The sequence below is a fragment of the Diaphorobacter sp. HDW4B genome (assembly GCF_011305535.1).
Taxonomy (GTDB): domain Bacteria; phylum Pseudomonadota; class Gammaproteobacteria; order Burkholderiales; family Burkholderiaceae_C; genus Diaphorobacter_A.
The window spans coordinates 2367063-2382500 of sequence record NZ_CP049905.1 but is presented as its reverse complement, the minus strand read 5'-3'; the positions used below and the strand labels follow the sequence as shown (position 1 = coordinate 2382500).

The 15438-nt window shown below is 61.1% G+C and carries 13 protein-coding genes and 2 rRNA genes (1 of these 15 cut by a window edge); 6 read left to right on the top strand and 9 right to left on the bottom strand.

Going from position 1 to position 15438, the window contains the following annotated elements:
- From G7048_RS11070 to G7048_RS11060, 3 genes are all read left to right on the top strand, one after another.
- Positions 1 to 1050, top strand: a 23S ribosomal RNA gene (locus G7048_RS11070) (it extends 1829 nt beyond the left edge of the window).
- A gap of 142 nt (positions 1051 to 1192) precedes the next feature.
- Positions 1193 to 1305, top strand: a 5S ribosomal RNA gene (gene rrf / locus G7048_RS11065).
- Positions 1306 to 1575: 270 nt separating this feature from the next.
- A complete protein-coding gene (locus G7048_RS11060; RefSeq protein ID WP_166068192.1) occupies positions 1576 to 1965 on the top strand; it encodes a GFA family protein in 390 nt (129 codons plus the stop codon).
- Between the two features lie 37 nt (positions 1966 to 2002).
- Here the strand turns inward: G7048_RS11060 and G7048_RS11055 are convergent, their stop codons facing one another.
- Positions 2003 to 3346: a D-amino acid dehydrogenase gene (locus tag G7048_RS11055; RefSeq protein WP_166068191.1), complete on the bottom strand. Its 1344-nt coding sequence runs from the start codon at positions 3344 to 3346 to the stop codon at positions 2003 to 2005.
- Positions 3347 to 3445: 99 nt separating this feature from the next.
- Here G7048_RS11055 and G7048_RS11050 point away from each other — a divergent pair, with 99 nt between their 5' ends.
- Positions 3446 to 4360, top strand: coding sequence for a LysR family transcriptional regulator ArgP (locus G7048_RS11050; protein ID WP_166068190.1), 915 nt, complete (start codon positions 3446 to 3448; stop codon positions 4358 to 4360).
- Between the two features lie 79 nt (positions 4361 to 4439).
- On the opposite strand, the gene G7048_RS11045 is transcribed toward G7048_RS11050, so the two are convergent.
- The 3 genes from G7048_RS11045 to G7048_RS11035 form a co-directional block, all read right to left on the bottom strand.
- Positions 4440 to 4862, bottom strand: a complete 423-nt coding sequence (locus G7048_RS11045; RefSeq protein WP_166068189.1) for a universal stress protein — start codon at positions 4860 to 4862, stop codon at positions 4440 to 4442.
- Positions 4863 to 4987: 125 nt separating this feature from the next.
- Positions 4988 to 5836 carry a metallophosphoesterase gene (locus tag G7048_RS11040; protein ID WP_166068188.1) on the bottom strand — a complete coding sequence of 283 codons (849 nt, stop codon included), beginning with the start codon at positions 5834 to 5836 and terminating at the stop codon, positions 4988 to 4990.
- Complete coding sequence (locus G7048_RS11035) at positions 5833 to 6843, bottom strand: LysR family transcriptional regulator (RefSeq protein ID WP_240933312.1); 1011 nt, start codon at positions 6841 to 6843, stop codon at positions 5833 to 5835. The genes G7048_RS11040 and G7048_RS11035 overlap by 4 nt, the downstream gene beginning before the upstream one ends.
- 196 nt (positions 6844 to 7039) lie before the next feature.
- On the opposite strand from G7048_RS11035, the gene G7048_RS11030 reads away from it, so the two are divergent.
- The gene (locus G7048_RS11030) at positions 7040 to 7378 is read left to right on the top strand and encodes a hypothetical protein (RefSeq protein ID WP_166066182.1); all 339 of its coding nucleotides are present in this window, start codon (positions 7040 to 7042) and stop codon (positions 7376 to 7378) included.
- Positions 7379 to 7518: 140 nt separating this feature from the next.
- Here G7048_RS11030 and G7048_RS11025 read toward each other — a convergent pair whose 3' ends face one another.
- The 4 genes from G7048_RS11025 to G7048_RS11010 all read right to left on the bottom strand — a co-directional run bounded on the left by G7048_RS11025 (position 7519) and on the right by G7048_RS11010 (position 13194).
- Positions 7519 to 8907 carry an L-serine ammonia-lyase gene (locus G7048_RS11025; protein WP_166068186.1) on the bottom strand — a complete coding sequence of 463 codons (1389 nt, stop codon included), beginning with the start codon at positions 8905 to 8907 and terminating at the stop codon, positions 7519 to 7521.
- A gap of 116 nt (positions 8908 to 9023) precedes the next feature.
- A complete protein-coding gene (locus tag G7048_RS11020) occupies positions 9024 to 9929 on the bottom strand; it encodes a hypothetical protein (protein ID WP_166068185.1) in 906 nt (301 codons plus the stop codon).
- 129 nt (positions 9930 to 10058) lie between these two features.
- Entirely contained in the window at positions 10059 to 12374 is a 2316-nt protein-coding gene (locus tag G7048_RS11015) for an ATP-dependent DNA helicase (RefSeq protein ID WP_166068184.1), read from the bottom strand.
- A complete protein-coding gene (locus tag G7048_RS11010) occupies positions 12358 to 13194 on the bottom strand; it encodes a hypothetical protein (RefSeq protein ID WP_166068183.1) in 837 nt (278 codons plus the stop codon). The genes G7048_RS11015 and G7048_RS11010 overlap by 17 nt, the downstream gene beginning before the upstream one ends.
- Before the next feature lie 257 nt (positions 13195 to 13451).
- On the opposite strand from G7048_RS11010, the gene G7048_RS11005 reads away from it, so the two are divergent.
- Positions 13452 to 14447, top strand: coding sequence for a helix-turn-helix domain-containing protein (locus G7048_RS11005; protein WP_166068182.1), 996 nt, complete (start codon positions 13452 to 13454; stop codon positions 14445 to 14447).
- Positions 14448 to 14528: 81 nt separating this feature from the next.
- Here the strand turns inward: G7048_RS11005 and G7048_RS11000 are convergent, their stop codons facing one another.
- On the bottom strand, positions 14529 to 15422 hold the full coding sequence (locus G7048_RS11000; protein ID WP_166068181.1) for a transporter: 894 nt from the start codon (positions 15420 to 15422) through the stop codon (positions 14529 to 14531).
- Positions 15423 to 15438: the final 16 nt, after the last annotated feature.

The following is a 15438-nucleotide window of genomic DNA, read 5'->3' as shown; positions in this document are numbered from 1 at the left end:
GGAAGATTAAATGATGGGGTGCAAGCTCTTGATTGAAGTCCCAGTAAACGGCGGCCGTAACTATAACGGTCCTAAGGTAGCGAAATTCCTTGTCGGGTAAGTTCCGACCTGCACGAATGGCGTAACGATGGCCACACTGTCTCCTCCTGAGACTCAGCGAAGTTGAAATGTTTGTGATGATGCAATCTCCCCGCGGAAAGACGGAAAGACCCCATGAACCTTTACTGTAGCTTTGTATTGGACTTTGAACAGATCTGTGTAGGATAGGTGGGAGGCTTTGAAGTGTGGTCGCTAGATCACATGGAGCCAACGTTGAAATACCACCCTGGTGTGTTTGAGGTTCTAACCTAGGTCCATTATCTGGACTGGGGACAGTGCATGGTAGGCAGTTTGACTGGGGCGGTCTCCTCCCAAAGTGTAACGGAGGAGTTCGAAGGTACGCTAGTTACGGTCGGACATCGTGACGATAGTGCAATGGCATAAGCGTGCTTAACTGCGAGACTGACAAGTCGAGCAGATGCGAAAGCAGGACATAGTGATCCGGTGGTTCTGTATGGAAGGGCCATCGCTCAACGGATAAAAGGTACTCTGGGGATAACAGGCTGATACCGCCCAAGAGTTCATATCGACGGCGGTGTTTGGCACCTCGATGTCGGCTCATCTCATCCTGGGGCTGTAGTCGGTCCCAAGGGTATGGCTGTTCGCCATTTAAAGAGGTACGTGAGCTGGGTTTAAAACGTCGTGAGACAGTTTGGTCCCTATCTTCCGTGGGCGCTGCAGATTTGAGGAAGCCTGCTCCTAGTACGAGAGGACCGGAGTGGACACACCTCTGGTGTACCTGTTGTCACGCCAGTGGCATCGCAGGGTAGCTATGTGTGGAAGAGATAACCGCTGAAAGCATCTAAGCGGGAAACTCGTTTCAAGATGAGATCTGCCGGGGCCTCGAGCCCCCTGAAGGGTCGTTGTAGACCACGACGTTGATAGGCTGGGTGTGGAAGAGCAGTAATGCTTTAAGCTAACCAGTACTAATTGCCCGTGCGGCTTGACCCTATAACTTTGATACAATCAAAGACTTGTAGTTATGCCAAGTACGCAATCAAATTAAGTTCAGCACAATCTGAATAAAACCTCAGCTGATTGAGATTCTATGAATTCGTTGTGAAGCCACAAGGCTCCACGACACCAAGTTATGCCTGATGACCATAGCAAGTTGGTACCACTCCTTCCCATCCCGAACAGGACAGTGAAACGACTTCGCGCCGATGATAGTGCGGGTTCCCGTGTGAAAGTAGGTCATCGTCAGGCTCTTACAGCCCAAGCCGCCCTCCAACTCGAAAGAGTGGAGGGCGTTTTGCTTTGCGCTTTGCGGAAGCCAAAAGACCTCCCGCTCTCGGCTCGCTAGGTCGACAGCGCGCCAACAACTATCCCCGCATCGGGTGCAGGCGGGCTTTGCCGCCACGCCTGGCCATCCCCAGAGCTCCTCATCGCTCTGGCTGATACTGCCCATCTTCCGCCCTCCTGAAACAGGCGGTGGCAGTCGGTGCTTTGCACATCACGGACACCTATGATGTGCCAATGAATACGCCATCGTTTGCTTTGGGAAGTTGCCTGTGTGGCAAGGTGACTTACGAAGTTCGCTCGCGCATCAAGGCGACGACACATTGTCATTGCCGGATGTGCCAGAAGGCCCATGGCGCAGCCTTTGCTACTTACGGCAGCGTGCCGCTCGGTGATTTCTGGATTGGCAATGGATCAGAGTTGATGGCGACTTATGAATCATCGCCGGGCGTGATTCGGCGTTTCTGCACCAACTGCGGTTCCACTTTGACTTGGCAGAAGACGCAAGGCACTCATGCGGATTGGATTTCCATTGCGTTGGGAACGCTGGATACGCCGTTTCAACCGGAAAAGATTCGAGAAGTGAACAAGGAGTCAGCACCTGCCTGGTGCCAACTCCTTGCTTGATCGACACCCATGCAGGTGTCGGATGCGCTTTTGAATATCAGGCCGCGTGTGGCACGGGGCGAATCGAGGGGGTGTTTGTTTCGTAGCCCATGAAATTGAACGCCATTGCTGGACGCTCGCCGCACAGCAGCTCGGCCATGGCTTTGCCCGAGCCTGCGCCGTGCGTCCAGCCCAATGTGCCGTGGCCGGAATTGACCCACAGGCCTTTGAGCTTGGTGCGACCGATCAAGGGAATATTGGTGGGTGTTGCGGGACGCAGGCCTGTCCAATATTGCGGATCGCCGCCTTCTTCGGGTGTGCGCGTGTCGCAGACGCCCGGCAGAATGGTTTCGATGCGGCGCGACAGCATGTGGCAGCGTGCACGAGCGACGGGGGAATCCAGATCGTGGTCGAAGCCGCCCAGCTCGATGGTGCCGGCTACGCGCAGTTGATCGCCCAAACGGCTGATCGCCACCTTCTTGCCGTCGTCGATGGTCGAGACAAAAGGCGCTTCGTTGGGCTTGAGGATCTTGAACGTTGCGCTGTAGCCCTTGCCGGGATAGATCGGCACATTGATGCCGACCGTGCGCAGCAGCGGTGCGCTGTAGCTGCCGCAGGCCACCACGATGGAGTCGCCCTTGAGTGTGAATGCGCTCGGGCCGCCTTCGGCCGCAGTGCGTGCACGCACGGACACGGATTCAATCGCATCGCCCACGCGGTTGAGGTGAACGACATCGTGGTTGTAGAGGAATTGCGCGCCGCGTTCTTCGCACAGCTTGGCCAGCTTTTGCGTGAACACGCGGGCATCGCCGCTTTCGTCGGTGTTCGTGAAGGTGCCGCCGGTGATGTGATCGCCGTAGGCCTTGAAGGCAGGCTCGATCTTGAACAGCTCTTCCTTGCTCACCACGCGGCGCTGCACGCCATAGCGACGCATCACTTCGACCGCTTCCCCGGCTGCTTCGTACGATTTCTGATCGGTATAGAAGTGCGCGATGCCGCGTTCCAGACGCTCGAACTCGAAGTTCGTCTTGCTGATCACTTCCTTGAGCGCTGCATGACTGTAGGCCCCCAGCGCCACGATCTGCTGGACATTGCGCTCGAACGCCGTGTCATTGCATTGGCCGAGGAACTTGAGCAACCAGCTCCACTGGTGCGGGTCCATCTGGGGGCGCAGCAGCAGCGGCGCTTCCTTGTCGAACAGCCACTTGATCGCCTTGAGCGGCGCGTCGCGGTTCGCCCACGGCTCGCAGTAGCTCACCGAGATCTGCGCGCCGTTGGCAAAACTGGTCTCCAGCGCCGCGTCGGGCTGGCGATCCACAACGATGACTTCGTGGCCACGTTCGAGCAGATGCCACGCTGTTGAAATGCCGATGATGCCGGCGCCGAGGACGATGGTTTTCATGAGGCGCAGTGTGCGATGCCTTGCGTCAATTGAAAAGGGAAATTAAAGTTAATCAAAAAACATCAGTTCAGCTAATAGTAGAGAGACTCATCCCCAACCATGAACACCTACGATCCTGCGGCCCTGGAGTGCCTGGCGGCCATTGTGGAAGAAGGCGGCTTCGAGCGCGCCGCCCAGCGTTTGAATGTGACACAGTCAGCCGTTTCGCAGCGACTGCGCGCGTTGGAGGCGCAGGTAGGATCGGTGCTGATTGTGCGAAGTCGCCCTCTTCGTCCCACAAATGCCGGACAACTGCTGCTGAAACACACCAAGCAGATGCGTCTTCTGCGTGCTGACTTGGAGCGTGACCTGAAGGATCTGGCTCCCAGTTCGTCCGGTGGCGCCCGGGATGAGGAGCGCATCTCCATCGCCATCAACGCCGACAGCATCGCCACTTGGGCTCTGGATGCCTTGGGTGAATTGGCTCGGCGTAATCTGCCTCTGGAGATCATCACCGACGATCAGGATTTCACGCAGGAATGGCTGCGCTCCGGCCAGGTGCTGGGCTGCGTGACCACGCTCAAGCAGCCGTTACGTGGTTGCAAGGTACAGCCGCTTGGGGCGATGGAGTATGTGGCCGTGGCTTCCGCCGAATTTGCGCGAAAAAACCTTCCCGATGGCCTTACTGCGCATAACTTTCGCGATCTTACCTTTGTCTGTTTCAATCGCAAGGACGATATGCAGGCCGAATTCGTGGCCAGGCGCTTTGGCTTGAAGCGGGTTTCGCTGTCGAGTGTGTTCGTGCCCAGCTCCGAAGGACAGGTGCGCGCGGTCGCCGCCGGTTGGGGCGTCAGCGTGGTGCCCGAACTCATGGCCGCGCCGCTGATCGCCAAGGGGCAATTGGTCGATCTCGCGCCGGGCTACAAGCTGCCGATCCAGCTGTATTGGCACTCCTGGAATCTGGAGTCGGAGGTGTTGGATGCGCTGTCCAATGCGCTGACCAGTGCGGCAGCCAGAGCATTGGCGAAGGATTGATTTGGCAGGGCCTGCGCCAGGCAGACCCCAATGCAAAAAGGCCGCAGATGCGGCCCAGTGCTAGTGAGCAAAGAAGTGCTCAGCGAATCAGCATCACCGGCACGCTGCATTGCGCCAGTACCTTGGTGCTGACCGAGCCCATGACCAGCTTGTTCAGGGCGCCCACGCCGTGCGTGCCCATGATGACCAGATCGTACTTGCCGGCTTCGGCGATCTTGGCGATGGTTTCACCGGCTTGGCCGACCTTGGACACCGAGTTCACGTTCATTTCGTGCTTTTTCAGGAACTTCATGACCGGGCTGAGGACCTTGTCGCATTCCTCTGCGTAGTACTGATCCACCATGGCCTTGCCGAGGGCCTTGCGGGCGCGGGGTGGGACTTCGGGGCAGACGGTGAGTGCGGTGTATTCCACCGATTCGCTCATGGTGGCTTCGTGCGTCACCAAGTAGGCGAGCATCTTTTTTGTATAGGGGCTTCCGTCAACGGCGAGCAAGATCTTCATGAACAATCTCCAAGTGGGTGAGTGCTCTCAGATTACGTGCCGACGAAAATCAGGGGCTTGACTTGAGTCAACTTTGCGAAGGGTTGATGGCGCTCAACCGGTACGGCCTGCACTGCTGAGCAGCGTCACACTTCCACGCAGAACGTCGGGTTGAAGGTCGCTTGTTCGCCCTTCACCGCATAGCCCAGCGGGTTGGCGACCACGCGGCATTTTTGGGCGCCGCCCGACTCGCGTTGGCCGGTGATGGTGTAGTCGCTTGGCGCATGCAGGTGGCCGTGCATCCACAGGTCCGCGTAGGGCAGCAAGTGGTCCATGGCATTGCAGAAGCCCGCCGTGCCGGGTACGAGGCCGTATCGCGGGTCGGCACTCTTCAGGCTGGGCGCAAAGTGGGTGATGACCACGGTCGGGCCATCCGCAAACGGCGTCTTGAGCGTGTCCGTCAGCCATTCCTGGCAGACCAGCGATTGCTCGCGCACCTGCTCGGCCAGAAACGGTTCGCCACCGCGTGTGCCGCCGGTCTTGCGCAGATAGAAATTGGCGGCGCGAAAGGCTTTTTCCCGCTGCTGCAGATAGCGGCTGGGGTTGCTGCGCATGTCGTCGATGGCGAGGGCATCGAAGTCGCTCCACAGCGTGGTGCCGACGAAGCGCACACCATGCATCACCAGCGTGTCGCGCTCCAGCAGGTGGATGCCGAGCTGCTCGCAGGCGCGCTGAAGGCGCTCGTGGGCTTCGTCGAAATCCAGTCCGTCGTATTCGTGATTGCCGGGAACGAGGATCACCGGCGTCGGCCAGTGCGCAAACTGCGGCAGCGGCGAAAAGCGCTCCAGCCCGAAATGCTCGTCCGTCAAGCGCGAGCCTTGCTGGTACGAACCCACGTCGCCCGCAAGCACCAGCACATCGGCCCCGGGTGCGGGTGTGGGCATGAAATTCGGGTGGGTTTCCAGATGCAGGTCGGAGAGCAGTTGGATCTTCATGGGCCGTTGGACAGATCGGAGATGTCGTCGGAAGGAGCGCTTGGGCTGGCGGTGAGCGCGGGTTTGCCCAAGGCGGATTTCAAATGGGCCTGATTTTGCAGGTGCGCGGCTTGTTGCGGCGTCGTCAGCGTTGCGGCTCGGGCAATCGATTCGCGCAGCCAGCGGTGCGCCGCGTCGTGTGTGCGGTGCGGATTCCAGACGGCATCCACATGCACGGCGGGCAGGCGCATGGGCAGCGGTCGCCAGATCAGGTCATCGTGCAGACTGGCCACGCTCACGAAATGGCGCGGCAGCACGGTCAGCAGATCGGAGTTCACCACCACGCGCCCGGCAGTGAAGAACTGGTTCACCGTCAGCACGATGCGGCGCTCGCGTTGCAGGCCCGAGAGCGCTTCGTCGATGAAGCCGAAAGGCTTGCCCGAAAAGCTCACCAGCAGGTGGCGCGCGGCACAGTAGACATCGAGTGTGAGTGGCGCGTCGGCCAGTGGATGGCCGCGGCGCATCACGCAGACATATTCGCCGTCATACAGGCGCAGGCTTTCGTGCGTCATCACGTTGTCGACCTGGGCCTGGGCCGTGATGTCGGAGATCACCGCCGGAAAGTAGCCGATGGCGATGTCGGCGGTGGCGTCGTCCAGCAGATTGCGCGGATCGCGCGTGGTCAGCGGCACCACGCGGAACGACACACCGGGTGCCTCGCGCTCGATGATCTCGGCGAGCGGCGGAATCAGCGTGGCACCCGTGGCGTCGGCCATCGCCAGCACGAAGGTGGTGCGCGCGGTCACGGGATCGAAACTGTCGGGCGCAAGCGATTCCTGCAACTGCGCCAGAGACTGTCGCACCACCGGCCACAGCGCCATTGCGCGGGGCGTGGGTTCGACACCGTGGCCTTTGCGCACCAGCAGTTCGTCGCCCAGCAGGTCGCGCAGGCGGCGCAGCGCATTGCTCACGGCGGGTTGGGTGATCGACAGGTTGCTGGCGGCGCGGGTGAGGTTGCGCTCTGCCATCACCTCGTCAAACACGCGGAGTAGATTCAGGTCGAGCGAGCGGAAATTGAAAGGCGTGGTCACAAGCAATCATCACTCATATGAATGACTGAGATTCAAAATATAAAGTGGAAATGATCTAGGGTTAACCCTATATTAATGGTTCTGCAGGGGAAATCACCTCGATACAGCCCGGCAGACACCAAAGGTTCACATCATGACAAGCTATGTACGTACAGACGTCCACGCCAAACAAGCGGGTTTGGAGCGCGTGCAGCGCGCGACTGACAACCTGGGCACTTACCGCGCACGCAACACCGGCGACCTGCCGATCGCACATTCTCCACTGCTCGACCTGTTCCTGCTGTTGGGAAGCTCCACTCACCGTGTAGTGACTGCATTCAACCAGGCTCGCGTCAACTGGGTGAACGCCCGTCGCCGCGCCAAGGAAGAAGAGCACACCTACAACAGCGCCCTGCGCGACGCCCGCCGCATCGCCGCTCTCAGCCGCGCAATGAACGGCGTGGCCGTGGACAACGCCCGTCGTTACGACTGAACGGCAATCCAAAGATCGAAGGCGCTTTGTGCGTCTGGGCGATCTAGCTGCGAGAAGCACCTGCATGGCAGGTGCTTTTTTGTTGGCGGAGTGCGACGTGCGCCTTTTCCGTTTCTCTTTGCGCGCGCAGTATGGCGACGCTAGCACTCCACGATATTGACAGCGAGGCCGCCGCGCGAAGTCTCCTTGTACTTGGTCATCATGTCCGCGCCGGTTTCGCGCATCGTCTTGATCACCTGATCCAGACTCACATGGTGCGTGCCATCCCCACGCAAGGCCATGCGCGCGGCGTTGATGGCCTTCACCGCAGCCAGCGCATTGCGCTCGATGCACGGAATCTGCACCAGCCCGCCGACGGGGTCGCAGGTCAGGCCCAGATGGTGTTCCATGCCGATTTCGGCTGCGTTCTCCACCTGTTCGGGCGTGCCGCCGAGCACCGCACACAGGCCCGCAGCGGCCATCGAGCAGGCCACTCCCACTTCGCCTTGGCAACCGACTTCTGCGCCTGAGATCGACGCGTTCTCCTTGTACAGAATGCCAATGGCCCCGGCGGTGAGCAGAAAGTCGATCACACCGCTTTCGGTGGCGCCTTTGATGAAGCGCGCGTAGTAATGCAGCACGGCGGGCACGATACCGGCGGCTCCGTTTGTGGGGGCGGTCACGACGCGACCACCCGCCGCGTTCTCTTCATTCACGGCGAGCGCGAACAGGTTCACCCAGTCGATCACCTGCAGCGGGTCGTCGCTCACGTCGGGCGCGCTGATCAACGCCTTGTGCAGCGCGGGTGCGCGGCGGCGCACGCGAAAGCCACCGGGCAACTCGCCCGCCGTATCGCAGCCGCGCGACACGCAGGCCTGCATGGCTTGCCAAATGGTGAGCAGGCCACTGTCGATATCGTCGTCGCTGCGCCAGTGGCGCTCGTTCACCCGCATCACATGGGCGATCGATCCGCCGTTGGCGCGGGCCTGCGCGAGCAACTGTTCTCCACTGTGGAATGGCAGGGGGAGCACCTCGGTGTCGGGCGCGATTTCGGCCTGGCGCCCGGTGTCCTGCGCGGCTTCCTCACTCACGATGAAACCGCCGCCGACCGAGTAATAGACCTGCGTGTCGAGCAGCTCGCTCGCCGCGTTCCAAGCCTCGAAGCGCATGCCATTGGCGTGGAACGGCAAGGTGACCATGGGATCGAGCACGAGATCCACGCCGTCCTTGAAGGCGATCTGCGGACCATCGGCGAGCGGCAATCGGTGTTCCTTGCGCACGCTTGCGATGAAGCCGTCGATGGCGTCGACATCCACGGTGTCGGGTGTGAACCCGGCCAGCCCAAGGATTACGGCGCGATCGCTCGCGTGGCCGCGTCCCGTGGCACCGAGCGAGCCATACAGCACGCAGCGCAAGCGCGCGATATTGTTCAGTTGCTCGCTGCGCGCCAACCGCTGAACGAACTGGCGTGCGGCACGCATCGGGCCGACCGTGTGCGAGCTTGAAGGACCGATGCCGATCTTGAAGAGATCAAAAACGCTGACCGCCATACCGTTCTCCAGCAGGGTTGCGATGGAGCCTATTGTGGCTTGCAATCACCGCTGGGATCGATTGCGCCCATGCCGGTTTTGCATCGCAACCGCATGAGCGCGTGTGCGCTGAAATCTCAGCGCACGGGTGTGTCGTCCTTGTGCGGCTCAAGCAAGGCGCGGTCCACGACGTTCTCTGCCGCGTTTTGCAGTGCGTTGGCGAACTGTGCTGCGTCGATGTTGGAAACATCCGAGGCCACGGCACCGCTCTTGAATTGAATGCCGGTGGCAACGCCCGATGTGTTCGTGACGCGCTTTACGAACAACGGATCGTTGGCCGTCGCCCCGCTCGTGCCTGCGATGCCTTCGCCGTCATTGACACTCAAGAGGAAATAGTTGGCACGAATGACACTGCCGGTCGAGTTGAACTTCAGGCACATCGTCAACCCGGCATTGGGGCCGCTGGTCAGGTTTTCGCATACGTACTGGTAATCAGCCGATGCTATGGCACCCGTGCCATAGCCGGAGCCTGCCATGGTCCGCTCCAGCGTGAAGTAGTCCACCTTGTCGAGCGATGCCGATGTTCTGCTGATGGCAACCAGGGTCCAGACCCCACGCAGACTCTCCGGTGCAAGCGTGTAGCCGAAGCTGAAGCGACTGATCGGCTTCTCGGCTTCGTTAGGAAACTTGATGTAGCCCTCGGTGCCCGAAACGAAGCGCATGGTGACCGTGCCTGCGATACCGTCATCCACACCCGAAATATCGCCGCTTCCGAAATATCGGCCACCACGATACTTGTTGAGCACGCCTGTGTAGGTGTTGTTGGTGATCTTGCCGGCCGTGAGATAGAAAGTCGGATTGCCATTGGCGTCGTACGCATACATCTGCATGACCAATGTGTCGTTCTGCACGTCGATGCCAAACCCGCGCCCTGGCTTTCCCTTGCTCTCACCAGTCACCGACCAAGTGCCAGCCTGAGGCATCATGGCATAGGTGGCACTCACACCCAGCAGCGCCATCGCCGCTACGATTTTCTTGAACATCGTCTTGTCTCTCCAAAGTCTTGTTTCAGGTTGGCTGCTCGTCCGCCTCTGCAATGATATGTTATTAAACATGTAATTTTGATAGCAATTGCAAACGATGGCCTGATTTTGCGCTTGCCATGATGCAGTTCAACCAGCATCAATACGCCACCAGCCAGGCAACAGCCGACGCACTTCCGAGCGCCCAAAACGATCGTCGATCAGATGCACCACGCCTTCGTCCTGCGGCGTGCGGATCACGCGGCCTGCGGCCTGCACCACCTTCTGCAGGCCGGGATAGAGATACGTGTAGTCGTATCCCTTGCCCGCAAAAAGCTGCTCCATGCGCGCGCTGATCTGCTCGTTGACGGCATTGAATTGCGGCAGCCCCAGCGTGGCGAGAAACGCGCCTATCAAGCGCCTGCCGGGCAGGTCGATGCCTTCGGCAAACGCGCCGCCGAGCACGGCAAAGCCGATGCCTTGGCTTCGTTCGGTGAACTGCGCCAGAAACTCGCGCTGCTGCGCCTCGGCCATGCGGCGCGATTGCTTCCACAGCGTGATGTGAGGGCGCTGGCGCGCGAAGGCATCGGCCGCTTGCTCCAGATACTCATAACTGCTGAAGAACGCCAGATAGTTGCCGGGCCGCGCGTTGAATTGCTCGGCCATGAGCTGCACCATCGGAGCGATGGACGCGCTGCGGTGCGCATAGCGCGTGGAGATGTGGCGCGCCACCTGCACCTGCAGTTGCTCTGCGCTGAATGGCGATCCCACTTCGAGCGTCGCATGCGGCTCGGGCAGGCCCAGCAGATCGGCGTGAAAGTGCATGGGTTGCAGCGTGGCGGAGAACAGCGTGGCGGCATGCACCTCGGCCCAGCGCTCGGCCAGATACGGCGCGGGGACGATGTTGCGCACGCTGATGTCGGTGTCGCCCGGCTTGGCCTGCGGGCCCTTGTTGCGCTGCAGGTCGATGAGCGAATGCGTGTCGAAATTCTCGAGCAGGCGCAGCACCTGCAGCACCTCCATCTGGAAGGTTTGCACATCGGTATCCAGCGTGTCGGGATGATCCGCAAAATGCTCGCCGATGGCCTGCACGCATTGCGTGAGCGCGTTGAGCAGCGCGGGAGGAAATGCCGCGTGCACCGCGTAGTCTTCGGTCTGCTCCTTGTTGAGCGTACCCCATTGCTTCTTGACCGCCGCGAGTGCTTTCTTCACGCGCGGCGTGGCATCGGCTGTGGAGGACTGCGCGGCCTGCTTGAGCGCCTGCGGCGACAGCGTGGCGCTGAACATGCCGCGCGCGCGGTCCATGAGGTTGTGCGCCTCGTCGACGAGCAGCGCCACGCGCCAGTCGTTGGCCTGCGTGAGCGCATGCAGCAGCCCACCGAAATCGAAGAAATAGTTGTAGTCGCCCACCACCACATCCACCCAACGCGCCAGCTCCTGAGACAGGTAGTACGGGCAGATGCCATGCACCAGCGCGACCGAGCGCACGCTCTCCTGATCGAGCAGTTGTGCGGGCTCGGCCAGAGCGTCGGTGCGCGCGTCGGGCAAGCGGTCAAAAAAGCCCTGGGCCAGCGGGCAGGCATCGCCATGGCAGGCGCTGCCGGGGTTTTCGCAGGCCTTGTCGCGCGCCACCATTTCGAGCACGCGGACGGATTCGCCACCATGCGCGCGCAACTCGCGCAGCGCATCGAGCGCAAGCTGCCGTCCCGAAGTCTTGGCCGACAGGTAGAACAGCCGGTCGATGGACTGCCCCGGCATGGCCTTGAGCGCAGGAAAAATCGTGCCCGCCGTCTTGCCGATGCCCGTCGGTGCCTGCGCCAGCAGCACGCGGCCCTTGGTCGTCGCGCGGTACACGCCTTCGGCCAGTTCGCGCTGGCCGGTGCGGAACTGCGGATGCGCAAAAGCCAAGGCGCGCAAGGCCGCATCACGCACCGCGCGGTGCTCGGCTTCGAGCTTTGCCCAATCGACGAAAAGCTGGCATTGCGCCTCGAAAAATTCGCGCAGCGCGTCAGCGCTCCAGTGCTCGGTGAACACCGTTTCGCGCTCGCTGTCGATGTCGAAATACACGAGCGCGATGTCGAGCGCCGCAAAGCCGCGCGCCTCGCACATCAACCAGCCGTAGACGCGCGCCTGCGCCCAGTGCAGTTCGCGTTGCGCGGCGGATTGGCGATCGAGCCGACCTTTGAAGGTCTTGATTTCTTCGAGTCGCTTCGCGCGGTTGTCAAAGCCATCGGCGCGGCCACGCACCTGCAGACTTTCAAAACGGCTGGCAAGAAGAATCTCCGATTCGTAGTGCGTTGCATCGCGCTTGGCAGTCACCTTGGCGTGTCCTGCAATTCCTTCCTGCGCGCTGGGGGCTGGCGTGAAGCGCAGATCCAGATCGCCCGATTTGGCGGTGAACGCGCATAGCTCGCGCACCGCGACGCTGTAGATGGGAGGGGCCGATGCCTCAGCCGTGTTCGCCATCGCAGGGCTCGCTTCCGAGCTGGGTTTGTGCGTGGCGCAATTCCTCGTCGCGCTGCAGCGGCGCGGCCTTGCACAGCGCCATCCACACGGTGAACGGCAGCGCGCAGCGCACATGCCGCGCGGGCCGCAGCAGCTCGAAGCGCGGCGCATCATCCACATCGCCATGCATCACCCAGACGCCGTATTCCTCGGGCAGCTCTTCGGGCTCGGCAATGCCTGCGGGGAAGACGTAGTGGCACTCTTCGCTGAGCCACTGATACGCGAGCCGCTTGGAGCGATGCCGCAGATCGGAAAGCAGATCCGCGCGGCTGGCCTTGACCTCGTGCACCAGCGGATGCAGATAGCGCTGCGCCGAGGTATTGCGGATCGAAAACAGATCGGGCCGCGCAATGCGCCATACACGCTTGGCCGCGCGCTGCACGTTGGCGGGCAATTGCGATTCGTCGGCCCACAGCATGTCGCTCGCGGGCATCTCCGGTGCGACTTCAGCGACGACGGGGTCGTCCTCCAACGCCACACGCAACATCAACTCGCGCCAGACGATGCGCCCCTGCGGAAGCAATTGCTGCTGTGCAAACCGGTGCTCGATCCGGTCATGCAAGGTGGCGGATCGCAAGCCCAGTTGCCGCGCATTGGCCAGCAGCGCAATGGCGGTGTCGGTCAGCTTGAGTTGCTGGTGGCCGTCGAGCGACGTCTGCAGATGCACCAGCCCCGCAGCGAGCAACTCGATCTCCACCGCGTCCTGACACGGCCAGCCCGCCGAGCGCCAGATCTGCATCAGGCGCGTTCGGTGGTGGCGGGGGAGCGTAGTTTTGGACATGTCTGCGCATTAAAACACTGATTATAAAAACAGTATTTTGAGGGCCGTGTTTTGCGCTCTTCATCCACTCGCCGCAATCGATTGAAAAACCCTGTCTTGTTCAGGACTCGCCCGACCATTGACTGAGACTCTCATCTAGGTGTTTCCAAGCATTTTGTTGTCTTGCATTCACTCTTGGGGCTGGTGAATATTGACAGGCGTCGAGCTCGGATTCACTGCCTCTCGCAGCCGTCCGCAACCCGCTCTCGCGTATTGCCATGAGCCTCATTTTGACCACCGACAGCGTCGAGCCCAAGGAGCGGCTTGCGTATTGGAACGACATGATCTGCGCGACCTATGTGCAGCTCGAAACCGACGCGGTGCAAAGCGATGACTTCAGCGGCTCCATCGTCACGCACCGCCTGCCGGGAATGGAGTTGTCCGTGGTGAAGTCTAGCGCGCAAAAGGTGCTGCGCACACCCCACGTCATCTCGCGCTCGTCGGATGATTTCTTCATTGTGAGCCTGCAGACGCAAGGGCAGGCCATCATCTCGCAGGACGGGCGCGACGCCCACATGTCGCCCGGCGACTGCTGCGTGTACGACAGCACGCGGCCCTATACGTTGCACTTCGGCAGCGGCTTTGAAGAGATCGTGCTGAAATTCCGCCGTGACCAGATCCACGCACTGCTGGGCGGCACCGAACTGCTCACCGCCACCACCGTGGAGGGCCACACCGGCGCGGGGCGTGTGCTGTTCAGCCTGATCCACACCTTGCTCAACGAGATCGATCGACTGCGCCCCGCCGCCGCCGCTGCCGTGGCCAATGGCGTGGTGAATGTGCTGGTGGCGGGCTTGCAGTCGCTGCCAGCCTGCAAGAAGGCCGAGCTGTCCAACCTGAATGCCTACCATGTGGCGCGCATCCGGCAATACATGGACGAGCATGTGCGCGATCCGTCACTCACCATCGAGATGATGGCCGCGCACTTGGGCATGTCCTGCGGGCACCTGCATCGCGTCTTCAAGAACGAGGCGATGTCGCCATCGCAATACCTCTGGAGCCAACGCCTTGACGCCTGCAGCCGCGAGTTGATCGATCTGCGCAAGGCCAATTTGTCGGTGGCGGCCATTGCCTTCAGTTGGGGTTTCAACGACGCGGCGCATTTCAGCCGCGCGTTTCGCGAACGCTTTCATTGCTCGCCGCGCGAATGGCGGCAGCAGGCGGCGGCGATGGCCATCGCGCAGGGGCAGCGCAGCGCCGATGAACGAGGATGACGGCGTTCGTCAGCGCCGCTGACGCGGCCCTTGGATGCCAACGAACGCCGCCCTCTTTCCTCCTCCCTCTTCTGTAACGGGTCAAAACAGTTTCATCAAACGAAAGTTCACGCGGATGCGCTCCGCAGGACCGTTGTGGGTGCTCAGGTCACGGCCCAACTGCACCTGCAATTGCGTGGTCTTGTCGATGAAATGTGCCGCTGTCAGCCGCCCGTAGGTCGTGCTCTGTTCATCGTTGCTGGAGATGCCTGCGATCTTGTTTTCAGCACCGTTGATGTGCCCGATGCCGACCGACAGCGTGGTGGCGGGCGTGACGTTGTAGCGCAGATGGGCCTGCGTCTCGAACCGCATCTTGGTCTTCATGGTCGCACTGCTTGGGCCGACATGGGTGTTGTTGCCGAAGTGGGTGGCGTCCGCGCCCAGATCCAGCGCCCAGTCGCTTCCGAAGTGCTTGATGTAGACCATCTGCACCAGCAGCTTCCAGCGGTTCTCGCCGATGCTCAGCGGATCCGCACGGTTGTACTGGCCCGTGGGCAGCGTCAGGAACGGCGCGATGCTGAACACGTCGCGCGTGTTGGGGTCGAGCAGAAACTTGAACGCGCCGCCCGTCACGATGTCGCCCACACCGCTGGCATCGCCCAGCACCGACGCGGCCCCGGAGGTGCGCAGCCGCGCCATCGGCACAATCAGATTGGCATCGAAGGTCGTCGTGTCGTTCAACTGAATCGTGCGGATGTAGCGCAAGAGCGCGACGTCCGACGTCAGCTTGAAGTTGTTCGCGATCTTGTTGCCGTTGGCGTAGAGATGGGTGCGATCGGCATGCTGCAGATACAGCAGCCCGATGTTCATGCCGCCCGGCAATTGCTCGTAGTCCCCCGCCGTGAATTCAAGCGCCTGTGCGGGCGTGGCTGCGGTGGCAAGCAAGACCGCAGCGACGATGCCCGCCCTGGTGGATCGAGATGGATGGAAGTTCATGTGGATGGCCCGTGAG